This is a genomic window from Nonomuraea indica (assembly GCF_002850745.1).
Classification (GTDB): Bacteria; Actinomycetota; Actinomycetes; order Streptosporangiales; family Streptosporangiaceae; genus Nonomuraea; species Nonomuraea indica.
Genome location: NZ_KZ559476.1, coordinates 117,411 through 133,687, shown reverse-complemented (window position 1 = coordinate 133,687; position 16,277 = coordinate 117,411). Strand labels below are relative to the sequence as shown.

General features: G+C 69.4%; 14 protein-coding genes and 2 pseudogenes. 8 read left to right on the top strand and 8 right to left on the bottom strand.

Going from position 1 to position 16,277, the window contains the following annotated elements; translation table 11 throughout:
- The first annotated feature begins 611 nt into the window (after nt 1–611).
- Together CXR44_RS26240 and CXR44_RS26235 are read left to right on the top strand one after the other, a co-directional pair.
- On the top strand, nt 612–1,010 hold the full coding sequence (locus CXR44_RS26240; RefSeq protein ID WP_101788784.1) for an ASCH domain-containing protein: 399 nt from the start codon (nt 612–614) through the stop codon (nt 1,008–1,010).
- Nucleotides 1,011–1,141: 131 nt separating this feature from the next.
- Nucleotides 1,142–2,037: pseudogene (locus CXR44_RS26235) on the top strand (IS5 family transposase).
- On the opposite strand, the gene CXR44_RS26230 reads toward CXR44_RS26235, so the two are convergent.
- Nucleotides 2,034–2,528, bottom strand: coding sequence for a GntR family transcriptional regulator (locus CXR44_RS26230; protein ID WP_101788783.1), 495 nt, complete (start codon nt 2,526–2,528; stop codon nt 2,034–2,036). The pseudogene CXR44_RS26235 and the gene CXR44_RS26230 overlap by 4 nt on opposite strands.
- A 41-nt stretch (nt 2,529–2,569) precedes the next feature.
- A complete protein-coding gene (locus tag CXR44_RS26225) occupies nt 2,570–3,058 on the bottom strand; it encodes a GntR family transcriptional regulator (RefSeq protein WP_101788927.1) in 489 nt (162 codons plus the stop codon).
- A 106-nt stretch (nt 3,059–3,164) separates the two neighbouring features.
- Here CXR44_RS26225 and CXR44_RS26220 point away from each other — a divergent pair, with 106 nt between their 5' ends.
- Complete coding sequence (locus CXR44_RS26220; protein WP_101788782.1) at nt 3,165–3,458, top strand: hypothetical protein; 294 nt, start codon at nt 3,165–3,167, stop codon at nt 3,456–3,458.
- A 766-nt stretch (nt 3,459–4,224) separates the two neighbouring features.
- Here CXR44_RS26220 and CXR44_RS26215 read toward each other — a convergent pair.
- Nucleotides 4,225–4,920: a JAB domain-containing protein gene (locus CXR44_RS26215; protein ID WP_101788781.1), complete on the bottom strand. Its 696-nt coding sequence runs from the start codon at nt 4,918–4,920 to the stop codon at nt 4,225–4,227.
- Between the two features lie 289 nt (nt 4,921–5,209).
- Here CXR44_RS26215 and CXR44_RS26210 point away from each other — a divergent pair, with 289 nt between their 5' ends.
- The gene (locus tag CXR44_RS26210; protein WP_101788780.1) at nt 5,210–6,943 is read left to right on the top strand and encodes a pyruvate dehydrogenase; all 1,734 of its coding nucleotides are present in this window, start codon (nt 5,210–5,212) and stop codon (nt 6,941–6,943) included.
- A 10-nt stretch (nt 6,944–6,953) separates the two neighbouring features.
- Here the strand turns inward: CXR44_RS26210 and CXR44_RS26205 are convergent, their stop codons facing one another.
- Nucleotides 6,954–7,670, bottom strand: coding sequence for a GntR family transcriptional regulator (locus tag CXR44_RS26205; RefSeq protein WP_101788779.1), 717 nt, complete (start codon nt 7,668–7,670; stop codon nt 6,954–6,956).
- 357 nt (nt 7,671–8,027) lie between these two features.
- On the opposite strand from CXR44_RS26205, the gene dapA reads away from it, so the two are divergent.
- The gene (gene dapA / locus CXR44_RS26200; RefSeq protein ID WP_101788778.1) at nt 8,028–8,945 is read left to right on the top strand and encodes a 4-hydroxy-tetrahydrodipicolinate synthase; all 918 of its coding nucleotides are present in this window, start codon (nt 8,028–8,030) and stop codon (nt 8,943–8,945) included.
- A 54-nt stretch (nt 8,946–8,999) separates the two neighbouring features.
- Entirely contained in the window at nt 9,000–10,685 is a 1,686-nt protein-coding gene (locus CXR44_RS26195) for a ribonuclease J (RefSeq protein ID WP_101788777.1), read from the top strand.
- A gap of 540 nt (nt 10,686–11,225) precedes the next feature.
- Here CXR44_RS26195 and CXR44_RS26190 read toward each other — a convergent pair.
- The 4 genes and pseudogenes from CXR44_RS26190 to CXR44_RS26175 all read right to left on the bottom strand — a co-directional run.
- Entirely contained in the window at nt 11,226–11,534 is a 309-nt protein-coding gene (locus tag CXR44_RS26190) for a GNAT family N-acetyltransferase (RefSeq protein ID WP_101788776.1), read from the bottom strand.
- Between the two features lie 238 nt (nt 11,535–11,772).
- Entirely contained in the window at nt 11,773–12,549 is a 777-nt protein-coding gene (locus CXR44_RS26185; RefSeq protein WP_101788775.1) for an ABC transporter permease, read from the bottom strand.
- A 48-nt stretch (nt 12,550–12,597) separates the two neighbouring features.
- Entirely contained in the window at nt 12,598–13,365 is a 768-nt protein-coding gene (locus CXR44_RS26180) for an ABC-2 transporter permease (RefSeq protein ID WP_101788774.1), read from the bottom strand.
- Between the two features lie 71 nt (nt 13,366–13,436).
- Nucleotides 13,437–14,081, bottom strand: a pseudogene (locus CXR44_RS26175) (ABC transporter ATP-binding protein); the annotation flags it as partial.
- Between the two features lie 10 nt (nt 14,082–14,091).
- Between CXR44_RS26175 and CXR44_RS26170 the strand changes: the two are divergent.
- Nucleotides 14,092–15,396: a sensor histidine kinase gene (locus CXR44_RS26170; RefSeq protein ID WP_101788773.1), complete on the top strand. Its 1,305-nt coding sequence runs from the start codon at nt 14,092–14,094 to the stop codon at nt 15,394–15,396.
- A complete protein-coding gene (locus CXR44_RS26165) occupies nt 15,393–16,046 on the top strand; it encodes a response regulator (protein ID WP_101788772.1) in 654 nt (217 codons plus the stop codon). The genes CXR44_RS26170 and CXR44_RS26165 overlap by 4 nt, the downstream gene beginning before the upstream one ends.
- The last annotated feature ends 231 nt before the right edge of the window (nt 16,047–16,277 follow it).

The window sequence follows — 16,277 nt, the reverse complement described above, 5'->3', positions numbered from 1 at the left end:
CCGTCCTCGCCTGCGTCGCCATCACCCAACGCACCCGCACCTGACCACCACCCACCCCCAGCCGTGCCCGCGCCCGACCACACCCTGCGCCCGACCGTGCCCGCGCCCGACCACACCCTGCGCCCGACCGTGCCCGCGCCCGACCACACCCTGCGCCCGACCGTGCCCGCGCCCGACCACACCCTGCGCCCGACCGTGCCCGCGCCCTGGCCCCGTGTCCCGTCCCCCGCGCCTGATCGCCCCGCGCCCCGCGCCCCGCGCTGTGCGCTGTGCGCCGTGCGCCGTGCGCCGTGCGCCGTGCGCCGTGCGCCATGCGCCGTGCGGCGTGCGGCGTGCCCGCAGCGTGTCCGCGCCCCCCGTGCCTACCACGTGCCGCGCCCCGCGCCTGACCGCGCCATGCCTGACCGCGCCATGCCTGACCGCGCCATGCCTGACCGCGCCGTGCCTGACCGAGCCTGCGCTTTCACCGGCCGTGCTCCAACGCGCCCGCGTCCCCGCGCCTGGGGCATACGCATGCGGCCGCTCGCCGTGGCGGAGCCCGCCCGATTGCCGCCCCGCGGACACCGGAGAAGGGTGCGGAGGTGGGTCGCGAACCTCCTACGATCGGGGCCATGTGGGGACGAATGGACGGCCTGCGCGTTCTCGAACTGGGCACTCCCGGCGAGATGCGCAGGACGCTGACCGACCTGACCCTCGCGGGCGCCAAGCGGGCCACGGCCGGCCTCCTGGAGCTCGACTACCACGCGGAGGACGAGCCGCTGGAACACGTCGGGGAACGCCTGGCCTTGTTGGACGACTCGGGCGCCAAGGCAGCCGAGCTCGAGGTCGTCGACGTGCAGCTCGTGCCGTTCGCCGAGGTCACCTGGGCGTTCGCCGAGGCGGAGGGGGAGGGTTTCCGCTCCCTCGACCACTGGCGCGAGGCCCACCGCCGCTACTGGGCCGCCGAAGGCCACGACGTGGACGACTCCTCGACGGTGGTGTGCGTCCACTACCGCCTGGTCAGCGACTAGGGCCTGTATCAAAGTCTGCTGTGGTGGCGTGGGCTGGAGTGATGATTCCGAGCCGCCCGTAGATCGACAACGAGAGAGGTCTCCGGTAAGAGGGTTGATCGACCAAGAACAACCTGAACACCGGAGACCTCGTGGCCACTCTAGCGGCGACGCGGCGGTTCGACCTGACCGATGCGCAGTGGGCAGTGCTGGAAAAGCTGCTGCCTGCGCCGAAACGAGCAGGGCGGCCGTCGTTGTTCAGCAGACGGCAGTTGATCGACGGGATCTGCTGGCGAGTGCGGGTCGGCGCGCCCTGGCGAGATGTCCCCGCCTGCTACGGATCCTGGCCGGCGGTGTACGCGTTGTTCCGGCGCTTCCAGCGTGACGGCACCTGGCAGCGAATTTTGACCACGCTGCAGGCGCTGGCGGACGCGGCCGGGCGCATCACCTGGGACGTCAGTGTGGACTCCACCATCGCCCGCGCTCACCAGCATGCCGCCGGGGCGCGGAAAAGGGGGATCTCCAGGCCGAGCCACCCGGCGGCGAGGGCGGCGATGAGCCGGCCGATCACGGGCTTGGACGTTCCCGCGGCGGCCTGACCACCAAGCTGCATCTGGCCTGTGAGCAGGGCCAAAAGCCGCTGTCGATCGTGCTGACCGCCGGCCAGCGTGGCGACAGCCCGCAGTTCACCGCCGTCATCGACGCGATCCGGGTGCCCCGCATGGGCGACGGACGGCCCAGGACCCGCCCCGATCGGGTCCTGGCCGACAAGGCGTACACCTCCCGGGGCAACCGCGCGTATCTCCGGCGGCGCGGCATCAAGGCCACCATCCCGAGCAAGGCTGACCAGGACGCCGGCCGCCATGCCAAGGGTTCCAAGGGCGGCCAGCCACCCGCATTCGACCGTGAGGTCTACAAGCAGCGCCACGCCGTTGAGTGCGGCATCAACCGGCTCAAACGCCATCGCGCTGTGGCCACCAGATACGACAAGCTCGCCGTACGTTACGAAGCCACAATCCTCATCGCTGCGATCAACGAATGGCTCTAGCTGACATTGATACAGGCCCTAGGCCAGCGTTCCTCGGGTGAGACGAAGCTGCCGCGCTGCGGGACGGTGTAGATCCACCCCTCCTCTCGGAGGAGTGCCATGGCCCGTCGTACGGTCTCGCGGGCCACGTCGTACCGCTGCGCCAGCGCGGTCTCGCCCGGAATCGGCCGACGTGGGCGTAGGCCGCCGGCCAGGATGGCGGCGCTGATATCGGCTGCTATCTGACGATAGAGCAACGTTTTACGAGGAGCACGCGGTGCTTGCCCCGGTGCCCCCACGAACGCGCCGTGGCCCTGAACCGTGTGGACGAGCCCCTCGTCACGCAGCACCTGGATCGCCCGGCGTGCGGTCGTGCGGGCCACCCCGAACTCCCGCTGCAACTGCGCCTCGCTCGGGACGGGCGCGCCCGGCGGCAGCCCATCGGCGATCCGTGCGCGAAGGATCTGGCTGAGCTGCAGGTAGAGATGGGTGTCGCCCTCTGGATCGAGCATGCGCTCCAGGCTAAGGGAGCGGCATGCCCGAGCGTGTGGGATCAGGGACTCTCCGTATCGGGCCACCTGTCGGAGCTGGAGACATATGTGCCTCGATAGGGAACGGTGAACACCCAACCCTGTTCCCTCAGATGGGCCACGGCCTGACGAGCCGTCACCTTGGCGACGCCGTACTCCTGCATCATGGCCTTCTCGCCAGGGATCGCCCTGTTCGGCGGGATCTCGCCTCGCTTGATGCGCTCGGCGATCTCTTCGGCGATGCGCCGGTAGACCGGGATCTTTCTCGGCGCCCGCGGGTTGCCGGGATCGCCGACGAACGTGCCCTCTCCCTGGATGGTGTATGCCATGCCCTGCTCGCGCAGCTCCCGCGCGACACGCCTCGCGGTGGTGCGGGCGATGTCGTAGTCCCGCTCGAGCTTGGCCTCGCTGGGCACGGGATCGCCCGCCTTGAGCTCGCCGCGCTCGATCTGCTCGCGGATAAGGTCGGCGACCTGCTTGTAAAGGGGTACGGGGCCGTCGCGATCAAGCACGTAGGGAGTATAGACGAAACCGTACAACGATGCACAAAGCAGACACTCATACGAGCGTATGAATACGTTGATAGACCAAGGGATATGTGTGGGCTATAGTGACGGAGTGCTGTTCGAGGAATCTGACGACTGTCTCAGCCCTCACGTGGCCCAGCCCTGCGGCACACCCTTCGCGATCGACTGGTTTCGCGAACAACCCCGTACCGAACGGGTGCGCGTGCGCGCCCACACCTGTGCCTGCCAGCCGGTCTTCTATGAACTGTGCCAGGCTGGTGGAGTGCGCTTCATCAGGAGGACCACTGTGCGACGTGGACGTATGAAGGCCATGGAATCCCCGCGAGCACACGCCGTGGTGGTTGACCATCTCTGGGAGTTGCTGCTGACCGGGCGGGCACGCTGAAAGCCGGCATCGAGGTGCTCGTGTTGTCGCCCACCGATTCATGATGCTCGCGGATGCTCGAGTGATGGCTTCACCTTGGGGGCAGGCGCACCCATCCCGCGGAGCGCCCATGCGCTCCTGAGTCACGATCGACGGACACGCCTCATCCCTGCGTGGCCGTTCCCCCGGACAAGCCCTGCCCTGGCTTGTCCTTGCCTCGGCAGGTGTCATCCTGCGACGTTCACCACCTGCCGGGGCACCCCGGGACGCGTATCCCCGCTCATTCTGTAGGTGGGTTCCCTTGTGGGGCGGCTGCCGCTGTTCCATGGGGAAGGCGCCTCTCGGGAGCCTGACCTGAAATCTGGCCGTGGCGCCTGGGTGCCGTCACGCTCCGCCGACGCGTGACGGCATGCCCAGAGGGCGCCTCCCGGCGAGGCCCTCGGGCCTTGCCGGGCTCTTCGCAAGCGTGTCTCTCACTCACAGCGCTCGCGAGGAGCGGACCGCTCTTGCCCTCCCGTCTGCCGCTGAGGGGGCAGGAGCAGCGGCCCTTCGCCGGCCCCTGGATCGCTCCCCGGGGGTCGGCGGAGGGTGCGCCCTGCGCGCGTGCTCGGGTGCTACCTACCGTGGGCGCGCGGGCATAAGGGGACGTGGGCCCGCGCTCTTCGGGAGGCGCGGGACCACGCCCCGGGTGTGCGCATCGGCCTGGAACCTCCACCATGGCCGACCCGCGGCAACAGGATGGCACGGTGCCCCGGCGCGACGCTGCCGTTCAGCGCTTTCGGCGGGATCATGGTGGTTGCTCCCGAGAGGTGATGGTGGTCTCGGTCGCGAGGGGGATGCGGCGCCAGGCCGTGTCGGTGATGATCAGATGGTCCAGAAAGCGCAGCCCGACCGTGTGGGCGGCCTCGGCGACACGGGTCGTGGCGGCCAGGTCGTCGGCGCTCGGGTCGAGCGAGCCACTCGGATGGTTGTGGGCGATGCCGAACGCCGTGCCACCCGAGGTGAGGACCGAGGCGATGATCTCACGGATCGGCACCGTGGTGTGGTCGGCGCCACCCTCGGAGAGGACCGTGCGTCTCAGCACCGCGCCGCGCGCGTCGCACACGACCACCACCAGCCGCTCACGCGCGTGGCCGCGCAGCAGCGGGGCGGCCACGGCCGCCAGGTCGGCGCTGCCCGTCACCCGGGGGCGTTCGGGCTCGGACTGCGAGCGCCGTACGAGATGGAAGGCCGCGGCGACCCGGGCGGCCTTGGCCGGGCCCACCCCGGGCACGGCGAGCAGCCGGTGCGGCTCGGAGCGGGCCAGACCGTCGAGATCGCCGCAGTGGTCGATCACCTGAGCCGCCAGATCCATCGCGCTCGTCCCGCGGAACCCCGAGCCGAGCAGGACGGCCAGCAGCTCCCGGTCGGCCAGTGCCGAGGCGCCGATCGTCATGAGCCGCTCACGGGGACGCTCGCCTCTGGGCAGGTCTTTGACTCGCACACCCCCGGTTGTATCAGCGGGCACCGACAACCTTGCTCACGTAGCGGAGCCGGGACCGTACGCGATGTGTGCGAACGTGTGTCCGCCGAGATGCCCGCCGTACCCGCGGGCCGCCGCACGAGGCCCGTGACGGTGTGATCCGGGTGACGCTCGACGACGTGAGGCGCGACGTGTGGCTCGTGACGGTGTGGCTCGTGACGGTGTGATTCGTGCGGTTGGACGAGTTGGGGCGGGCCGAGGCTGGGCACACGGAGCAGGTACCACGACCGAGACCGAGGGGGTCTGCGTCATGACGACAGTCGCCGAGCAGCTGGTGCGCACCCTGCGCGAGGCCGGGGTCCAGCGCGTCTACGGGGTGGTGGGCGACAGTCTCAATCCCGTCGTCGACGCGATCCGGCGCATCGACGGCATCGAGTGGGTCCACGTACGGCACGAGGAGACGGCGGCCTTCGCCGCTGCGGCCGAGGCTCAGATCACCGGTCGGCTCGCCGTGTGCGCCGGCAGCTGTGGCCCCGGCAACCTGCATCTGATCAACGGCCTGTACGACGCGCACCGCAGCGGCGCCCCGGTCCTCGCCATCGCCTCCCACATCCCCTCCGAGCAGATCGGCACCGGCTACTTCCAGGAGACGCATCCCGACCGGCTGTTCCTGGAGTGCAGCCACTTCTGCGAGCTGCTGTCCGAGCCCGGGCAGATGCCCCGCATGCTGCGCATGGCCATGCAGACGGCGGTGGGACGCGGCGGGGTGTCGGTCCTGGTCGTTCCCGGGGACGTCGCAGAGGAGGAGACGGACGGCCCTGCCGTCGCCCCCGTCCAGCTCGTCGAGCCGTCACCGGTGGTGCCCCGGCCCGAGCAGGTCGAGGCGCTGGCCGGCGCGCTGAACGACGCCGAGAAGGTCATGCTGTTCTGCGGCGCGGGTTGCCGTGACGCCCACGCCGAGGTCATGGAGCTGGCCTCGCTGCTGCAGGCGCCCGTCGGGCACTCGCTCGGGGGCAAGGAGTGGATCCAGTACGACAATCCGTACGACGTGGGCATGAGCGGGCTGCTCGGCTACGGCGCCTGCTACGACGCCATGCACGAGGCCGACCGCATCGTGCTGCTGGGCACCGACTTCCCGTACGACGACTTCCTGCCTCAGGCGCGCACCGTCCAGGTCGACGTCGACCCGGCCAGGCTCGGCCGGCGCACCCCGCTCGACGTGGCCGTCCACGGCGACGTGGCGGCGACGATCCGCGCGGTCACGCCGCTGTTGCGCAGGCGTACCGACCGCTCCTATCTGGATCGCATGCTGCGCGAGCACGCGCGCAAGCTGGAGCGGGTGGTGTCCGCCTACACCACCGACATCGAGAACCGCACGCCGATCCACCCCGAGTACGTCGCCGCGGTGCTCGACGACGTCGCGGCCGAGGACGCGGTGTTCACGGTGGACACCGGCATGGGCAACGTCTGGGCCGCGCGCTACCTCACCCCGAACGGCCGGCGCCGGGTGATCGGCTCGTTCCGCCACGGCAGCATGGCGAACGCCCTGCCGCACGCCATCGGCGCGCAGCTCGCCGCGCCCGGCCGTCAGGTCGTTTCGATCTCCGGCGACGGCGGACTGTCCATGCTCATGGGCGACCTGCTCACGCTCGCGGTGTCGCGGATCCCGGTGAAGGTGGTGGTGTTCAACAACGCCTCGCTCGGCATGGTGAGACTGGAGATGCTGGTCGCCGGATTCCCGGACCACGGCACCGACAACTCCCACGTCGACTACAGCGCGATCGCGGCGGCCTGCGGCATCCCCTCGGTCCGTGTGGAGAAGCCGGCGGAGGTACGCGCGGGGCTGGCCGAGACGTTCGCGCGTCCCGGGCCTGCTCTGGTGGAGCTGGTCACCGACCCGAACGCGCTGTCCATGCCGCCCAAGGTGACGGCCGCGCAGGTCCGCGGCTTCGCCCGGGCGATGGGACGGACGGTCCTGGACGGCGGCGTCGGCAAGATGGCGCTCATGGCCCGCAGCAACCTGCGCAACATCCCGCGCCCGTGAGTGTCACCCCTCACAGGGGCATGCTGTACATGACGCGGAACCGGTCGCCCGGAATGACGATGTCGCTCGTCTCGACCGGCCGGTCGCCCGCCCAGTGCGTACGCTCCACATGCAGGACGTGCACGCCCGCCGCCAGGTGCAGCGCGTCGATCTCCGCCGGGCGCGGCGGCCGGGTGTGGACGCTCTCGACCACCTCGGTGATCTTGATCCCGAGCGTGTGCATCCGCGCCACCAGGCCGCGCCGCTCGTCCTCCCCGTGCACGGCGAGCTCCAGCGGCTCGTACGAGGTCGCGAGCTGGAGGGGTTTGCCGTCGCCGCGGAAGATGTAGTGGGTCCTGGTCAGCGTCGCCGAGCCGTCGACCTTCAGCCGCCTGCCGAGGTCGGGGCCCGCCTCGACGGGCTCGCTGTGCCAGTCCCACGTCACGCGCCGGCCCTGGGCCTGCAGGTCCGCGGCGAACGGGGCGGGACGGTCGAGGAACCGCCACCGGTGCAGCGGGGCGAGGACGGGGCGGTCCCTGACGTAGTGGCCTGACCCCACGCGGCCGATGATGAGGCCCTCGCCCGCCAGGACGCGCAGGGCGTGCCGAGCCGCCGTCTCGCCGACCTGGTACTTGCGGGTCAGTTGCGCCCGGGAGGGGATGGGGGCGCCGGGGGGAAGCGTGCCGTCGATGATCTGCCGCCGGATGTCTTCGACGACGCGCAGGTAGACCGGATCTGAGGTGGCCACTAGTCCATCCCTGGGGGGTTCGGGTGAGGCGTTGCCCCATGTTGCCGTATTCGACAGGTAACCGACCGTCATCGAACAGACTTGGAGCCCCAACTTTGCGGACCGGAAGAATCATCTGAGAAACCCTGTAACGCCGACGTAAGGTGCACCGATTAGCCGGTAGAGGTCGTCGATGTGTGTACCCCCGAGCACATATCGGCGGCCTCTTCCCACAGGTTCCCGTACGGCAACCTCCTTCCCGGTACGGCCGGACATGCCCCCAGATGGCATGGAACGGTGTGATAAAGGGCGGCCTCAAGCTGGCAAAGCGGGGTGGCGGCGTCCACCGGTTTGCGGAATCCAGGTAGCGTTCGCACTATGGCACCGCCCACTGGAACCACGGACGCACCCTTCGGCCGCATGCTGACCGCGATGGTCACGCCCTTCACCTCCGATGGCGCGGTCGACTATCCCGCCGTGCGCCGGCTCGCCACCTACCTCGTGGACGAGCAGCGCAACGACGGCCTTGTCGTGAGCGGGACGACCGGCGAGTCGCCCACCACCTCCGACGAGGAGAAGGAGCGCATCCTCGGCACGGTGCTGGAAGCGGTCGGCGACCGCGCGACCGTGGTGGCCGGTGCCGGCTCCAACGACACCCACCACAGTGTCCGGCTGGCGAAGGCGGCCGCCAGGGTCGGGGCGCACGGCCTGCTCGTCGTGACGCCCTACTACAACAAGCCCCCGCAAGAAGGGCTCTATCAGCATTTCGCCGCGGTGGCCGACGCTACCGACCTGCCGGTGATGCTCTACGACATTCCGGGCCGTAGCGGCGTGCCCATCTCGAGCACGACCCTGATCCGGCTGGCCCAGCACGAGCGGGTCGTGGCCGTGAAGGACGCCAAGGGCGACCTGTTCGCCGGCAGTCAGGTCATGACGGCCACCGGCCTCGCCTTCTACTCCGGCGACGACCTGCTCAACCTGCCCTGGCTGTCGATCGGGGCGGCGGGTTTCGTCAGCGTCGTCGGTCACGTGGTCGGCAGCGAGCTGGCCCGCATGATCGACCTGTACCGGGCCGGCGACGTGGCCGAGGCCCTCGCCGTGCACCGCCAGATCGCGCCCGTGGTCGACGGGATCATGATGAGCGCGGGGGGCGCAATCATGGCGAAGGCCGCGCTGGGCATGGTGGGCATGCCCGTCGGGCCGGTGCGGCTGCCGCTGGTGGCCGCGACAGAGAAGCAAAACGCCGAGCTGCGTGCCTGCCTGGTAGCCGGCGGGGTGAAGTTGTCAGACGTATAGGAACGGGGAGGAACCGGGAGTTTTGAGAACACGATTTGACCACGGGGGGCGGACATGAGCCATCCACATCCTGAACTGGGTCCCCCGCCGGCGCTTCCTGAGGGCGGCCTGCGCATCGTCGCGCTGGGCGGACTGGGCGAAATCGGCAGGAACATGGCCGTTTTCGAGTACGACGGCCGGCTGCTGATCGTCGACTGCGGGGTTCTGTTCCCCGAGCCGGACCAGCCGGGCGTCGACCTCATCCTGCCCGACTTCGAGTACATCAGGGACCGCCTCGACGACGTCGAGGCCCTGGTGCTGACCCACGCGCACGAGGACCACATCGGCGCCGTCCCCTACCTGTTGCGAGAGCGGCGCGACATACCGCTCGTCGGCTCCAAGCTCACCCTCGCCCTCATCGAGGCCAAGCTCACCGAGCACCGGATCCAGCCCACGAAGCTCCAGGTGGTCGAGGGCGAACGGCACACGTTCGGGCCGTTCGAGTGCGAGTTTCTCGCGGTCAACCACTCGATCCCCGACGCGCTGGCCGTGGCCATCCGGACGCAGGCCGGCATCGTGCTGCACACCGGCGACTTCCGGATGGACCAGTTGCCGAGCGACGGACGCCTCACCGACCTGGGCGGATTCGCCAGGCTCGGCAGCGAGGGCGTCGACCTGCTCATGTCCGACTCCACCAACGCCGAGGTGCCGGGGTTCGTCACCAGCGAACGGGAGATCGGGCCGGTCATCGACGAGGTCATCCGTACTTCGGAGCAGCGGGTCATCGTGGCCAGCTTCGCCTCGCACGTGCACCGCATCCAGCAGGTCATGGACGCGGCCGCCCGGCACGGCCGCAAGGTGGCCCTGGTGGGCCGCTCGATGGTGCGCAACATGGGCGTGGCGCGTGACCTCGGCTACCTCAAGGTGCCGCCGGGGCTGATCGTCGACTCCCGCGACATCGAGGAGTGGCCGCCCCAGGACGTGGTGCTCGTCTGCACCGGCTCCCAGGGCGAGCCGATGGCCGCGTTGTCGCGCATGGCCAACCGCGACCACCCCATCAGGATCGCGCAGGGCGACACCGTGCTGCTGGCCTCGTCGCTGGTCCCCGGCAACGAGACCGCCGTCAACAAGGTGATCAACGGTCTGACCCGCTGGGGTGCCCGTGTCGTGCACAAGGGCAACGCCAAGGTGCACGTCTCCGGTCACGCGGCGGCGGGCGAACTGCTCTACGTCCTCAACCTGACGCGTCCGTCCAACTTCATGCCGGTGCACGGCGAATGGCGGCACCTACGGGCACACGCGAAGCTCGCCGCGCTCACCGGCGTGCCGCAGGACCACATCGTCATCGCCGAGGACGGGGTCGTGGTCGACCTGGTCGACGGCCGGGCCAGGATCGTCGGCGCAGTCCACGCCGGCTACGTCTACGTCGACGGCTCCTCGGTCGGCGAGATCACCGACACGTCGCTCAAGGACCGCAGGATCCTCGGCGACGAGGGCTTCATCTCGGTCGTCATCGTGGTCGACTCCAACACCGGCAAGCTCACCGCCGGGCCGGAGATCCACGCGCGTGGCTCCGGCATCGACCCGGCGCAGTTCGACGAGTTCATCCCGCAGATCGAGAAGGCCCTGGAGGCCAAGGCGGCCGACGGGGTGGTCGACATGCAGGAGATCCGGCGGGTGGTCCGCCGCACGGTCGGGCGCTGGGTCAGCGACACCTACCGCCGTCGTCCGATGATCATCCCTGTGGTGCTCGAAGTCTGAGACGGCACTCGAGTTCTCCAAGGCCTCGGAATGCTCTGAGGCCTTGGAGTTTGCCGAGGCCTTCGGGGTTTTCGATGGCCTTCGGGGCGTCCAACGTCGAGGTCTGAGGCCACGCACGGGCCGGTGGGTTACGCAGGTCTGAGGCCACGCACGGGCCGGTGGGCTGCGCAGGTCTGAGGCCCGTGCGCCTCGAAGGGCCACCTGGAGGGGGCTGCCTTGAGGCTACGGGGAGGCCTTGTTGCCGACGGCATCCTTGAGGCCCGCCTACGGGCGGCCTCAAGGCCCGGGACCCCCTCAGGCTGCGGGCGCCTTGCGGGCCGCGGGCGGCCTTGAGCCCCGTACACCTCGGCGGCTCGCCTGGTGTACGGCGGTCAGGCGCGCTTTGTCTGCCGCGCCACGGGTTGTCTGCTGTGCCACGGGCTTCAAGACTCGGTGCCGAAGTGCAGTCCGGTCCCGTAAGCCTTCGGGCCCTGAGCCCAACAGCCTCTGGCCGATGTCCGAAGCCAGGCCATACAGCACCTGCGCAGTCGGTTGGATGTCTCAGTCGGTGACCCGGCTCGTGCTCTGGTAGAGGAGATCGGCGTACTCGGGGTGGTGCTCGATCCATCCCGCGTAGAAGGGGCAGGTGGCCAGCACCCGCAGGCCGGACTTCCGTGCCTCGTCCAGTGAGGTGCGGACCAGCGCCGAGCCGATGCCCTTACCTTCGTGGGCAGGGTCGACTTCGGTGTGCACGAAGGCGATCAGCTCCGACGTGAGGATGTACTCGGCGAACCCGGCGACTTCCTCCTGCTCGTCCAACCGGGCTTCGTAGCGGCGTGCCTGGGGCGCGTTGGTGATATGTACCGTCATGTGCCCTCCTTTGGGCCGATCGTAGTGCGCCTCCGGATGCGAGCAGTCCGTGACTCCTTCGTTCCCCCAGGGAGCGGCTTCTCGCCAGGCCGCTGTGCGGCGTCTGAGCGGCCGACGCCGGAAGTACGTACGCACAACCGAAGGGGGTAGGAGGAGCGCCGCTGAATGCCGTTGACCGCGCCGCGGTGGCGCCGAGCCTGCCGGATGATGCTCATACCCCGTATGCGGGTCCGTCGTCTCAGGCGGCTCTGCGGCGGACGAGTAACGCACCCGCGAGGATCGGCAACGTCGCGTAGACGGCCATGACGGCGGCCGCCGCCCAAGGCGCCAACTGCGAGCCGTACACGGAGTGGGTGAGGTCCGCTCCCGTGATCTGCCGGGGGAGTCCTCCGATCATGAGCGAGCCCAGGCGCTCGCTCCACGGCTCGGGCAGGTTGCCGCAGATCATCGGGATCACGTAGGCGAGTCCGACGAGGGTCGCAACAGCGCCGGCCGTGGATCGCAGGATGGCGCCCGCACCGAGGCCGAGCAGCGCGAAGACGGGCACCGAGAGGCTGGTGGTGACAAGGGTCGGGAGCCTTTCGAGGAAGGGCGTCGTGTAGACCCCTGAGAAGCGGTCACCGACGACGAGACGGCACAGGAAGTAGGTGCCGAACACGGTGATCGCGCCTGCCAGCAGGCCGAGCAGCCCAATGACAGCGGATTTCGCCATGAGCACCGGCCAGCGCCGGGGCACGACGGTGAAACTCGTCCTGAGCATCCCCGTCACGTGTTCGGACGTGAAGGCAAGCACGCCCATGATGCCCATGCAGAGCTGGGGCACGATCACTACCACCTCTTCGAGCTCTGTGAGAGCGGCTTGCGCGCGCCGATGGAGCGGGGCGCTGTCGTACATGCCGGCGGACGTCCACGCGACCGCCACACCAAGGAGAACGCTGCCCAGGCTGAGAACGAGATTGAGGTAGGTGGAGCGGACCGAGCGGACCTTCAGCCACTCCGAGGCGAGCGTGTTCATGCATCCCCCTCTCTGACGCGGATGCTCGACCAGGTCGAGCCGGTGCGGTCACGCATCGCGTCTCTTGAACAGGTAGAACGCGGCGCCCAGGGTGACGGCGGCGTAGAAGATCAGTGTTGCGAGGGCGGCCCAGGGTGGCAGGAGACCGTCACCCAGGCGCCGGGAGAGTTGGTCGCCCGCGATCTGCGGCACCAGGTTGGGCAGCATGAACGAGGCGACCCGGGTGTTCCACGGAGGGGGGAGATAGGTGGCGATTCCGGGCAGGACGAACAGTAGCGACACCACCGACACGATCCCTGCCGCCGTGGAGCGGGTGGCGCAGCCCAGCCCCAACCCCACGAGCGCCAGGACCGTCACCGACAGCCCTGAAGCCAGCAGCATCGGCAGGTCGGCGGCGAGGGACGACTGGTTGAACCCGAGAAGCCGGTCGCCAGCTATGAGGCGACTTGTCGCATACGTGGTCAGAAGGATGGTCACGGCCCCGCCGAAGGTGACGGCGCCCACGACCCCGGCCTTGGCTGCGAACAGGACCCCTCTTCTCGGGACGACGACAAGGCTCGTGCGGACCATGCCGGTGGCGAGCTCAGAAGTGATCGCCAGGACGCCCAGCAGCGCCAGGCTTGTCTGGAGGAGTGGTAAGAACCCCTGCTCGGGTGCCGCCGCGCGTATCGATCCACGTTCGTCGGCCATCGTGCCGACGTAGAACGTCCACACAGCACCGAGGACCACCATCAGCGCAGCCACACCGATCGCGCGATAGGTCGTGGTGACGGAGCGCAGCTTCAGCAACTCGGAGGCGACGACCGCTCTCATCATGACGACACTCCGAACTGCACGCTGCCGGCGGTGAGGGCCATGTAGGCGTCCTCGAGTGTGTGGTAACGCGAGATGAGCTCCGCGACGGTGGCTTCGGCGATCAGCCGACCACGGCCGACGATGACGATGCGCTCGGCCGTCAGTGCCATCTCGCTCATGAGGTGGCTGGACAGCAGGACCGTCCGCCCCTCGGCCGCGAGTGAGCACATGAGGTCGCGGATCCAGCGCACCCCGTCGGGATCCAAGCCGTTGACCGGCTCGTCGAACATCAGCACCCTGGGATCGCCGAGCAATGCCGCGGCGATGCCGAGCCGCTGTTTCATGCCCAGGGAGAAACCGCCCACGCGCTTGCGTGCCACGCCTGCGAGGCCGACCTGCTCCAGCACTTGGGCCACCCGCCGCGGCCCGATGTCGTTGGTGCGGGCCAGGCAGAGGAGATGGTTGTACGCGCTGCGCCCGCCGTGCACGGCGTTGGCGTCGAGCAGCGCGCCCACCTCGCGCATGGGCCTGGCGAGCGACATGTAGGGCCGGCCGTTGACGAGCGCCTTTCCCGAGGTGGGGGCGTCGAGACCGAGGATGAGGCGCATGGTGGTGGACTTGCCGGCGCCATTGGGCCCCAGGAACCCCGTCACGTGCCCCGGTGCCACGCTGAAGGACAGGTCGTGCACGGCGAGGGTGTCGCCGTAGCGCTTGGTCAGGTGGTGAAGTTCGATCACGCTGAAGAAGATGCGGCATGGCGGGCCTTCGGCGCATCGGACCACGGTCCGAACCTCAACGTCAGACCGTGGGCTGACGTGCCGGTCCCGCATCATTGGCTACGGTCTACGCGTGCACGAGCCGTACCCTCTCTTCGCCAGGCGTCTCAGCCGTGGCCAGCTGATCGGGCTGGACGCGGTGGCGGGGCTGGTGTTCTCGCTGTTGTTCCTCACCATGGTCAGGCCCGTGGCCGGGCTGCCGCTGGGGGGCCTGATCCTCTCCTTCGGTCTGGGCCTGCCGCTGGCCTTGCGCCGCGTGTGGCCTGTTCAGATCTTCTGCCTCACGCTGACGGTCTCGATCGCGGCCGTGGTGCTGGGTTCCGTCACCTTCGCCTACGTGGCGCCCGCTTACGCGCTCTACGTCGTCGCGCTGGTGGACGAGAAAGGGGTGTGGGTGCCGACCACGGCGATCGCGGTGCTCACCCTGATCACCGTGATCGGCCTGGTGACGATGGGCGGGACTCCCCAGGACGGTGCTCCCACCTGGCTCATGGACATGGATGTGCCGCTTGTGGGCGTCGCCGCGCTGGGAGGCGCGTGGACGGTCGGCCGCGCCGTGCGCGAGCGCCGGCTGTTCGCCGCGCGTGACGCGGACAGGCTCGCTGAGAGGGCTGTGACGGAGGAACGGTTGCGCATCGCCCGCGAGCTGCACGATGTGGTCACGCACAGCGTGGGGATGATCGCCGTGAAGGCGGGTGTGGCCAACCACGTGCTGCGCACGCACCCGGAGGAGGCCCATGACGCCCTGCGCGTCATCGAAACGGTGAGCCGCAGCGCACTTGTGGAGATGCGTCAGCTGCTCGGCGTGCTGCGCTCGGCCGACGCACCTGACCGGGGGCCGGCACCCGACCTCGACAGGGTCTGGGAACTGGCCGAGCGAGCCAGGATGGCGGGGGTCGAGGTGGAGCTCGACGTCAGACTCCATTCCGGCGGCGACGGCCGGGAGAGCGGTCACGGGCGGCCGGCTGGGCAGCGGCTGCCTGAAGGAGTGGAGCTTTCGGTGTATCGGATCGTGCAGGAAGCGCTCACCAACGTGGTCAAACACGCGGCGCCCGCCCGGTGCCGGGTGTCCGTGGTGGCCGATGCGCGGGAGGTGCGGATCGAGGTGATCGATGACGGGCCGGCACGGCGGGCGACGCCCGTGACCGGGATCGGCCACGGGCTGATCGGGATGCGCGAACGGGTCATGACCTTCGGCGGCGTGTTCGAGGCCGGCCCCCTGCCGAGCGGAGGATTCCGCGTTTCGGCGACGCTTCCCTACCGGGGTGTCTCGTGATCCGCGTCCTCGTCGCGGACGATCAGGCACTGCTCAGAGGAAGCTTCAGGGTGCTGGTCGACTCCGAGCCCGATCTCATGGTGGTGGGGGAGGCCGGGACGGGTGCCGAGGCCGTGTCCATAGCGATGGAGGAGCGTCCCGACGTGGTGCTGATGGACGTTCGGATGCCGGAGATGGACGGGATCGAGGCCACCAGGCGCATCGGCACCGCGTCCCGCGTCCTCATCGTGACCATGTTCGACCTCGACGCCTACGTCTACGACGCACTCCGCGCCGGCGCCAGCGGATTCCTGCTGAAGGACACCCCGCCGGCCGACTTGCTGGCCGCTGTCCGGGTGGTCGCCCGAGGAGAGGCGTTGCTGGCTCCCACGGTGACACGCAGGTTGATCGAGGAGTTCGCCCGCATTCCGGTCACGCCGACGATCCGAGGACTCGACGGGGTCACCGAGCGGGAGCGTGAGGTGCTCACTCTGATCGCCCGCGGGCTGTCCAACGCCGAGATCTCCGCGCACCTGCAGCTGAGCTCGGCGACGGTCAAGACTCACATCAGTCGTCTGCTGGCCAAGCTGGACGCCAGGGACAGAGCTCAGCTGGTGATCGCGGCGTACGAGGGCGGGTTGGTATCCCCCGCTGGGGGACCTTCGCCATGAATGTGTGCGCACGTGCCGTGGTGGCCCGAAGCACGTCGGGGTGTGGCTCGTGGGAGCGGTCAGGCTCATGCCGGCCTGACACCTGGGCACGGTGGCGACGTAGCTCAACCGGTGCTCTTCCGGCAGGCGCCGGAGCCTGTGGTCCATACCGTGCGGTGGAGGCGGGCTGTTGGTGGGATTCGCCTCGCCGGGGAGAGCGAAGGCGGCACGATGGGCCTGCGGCCATCGCCT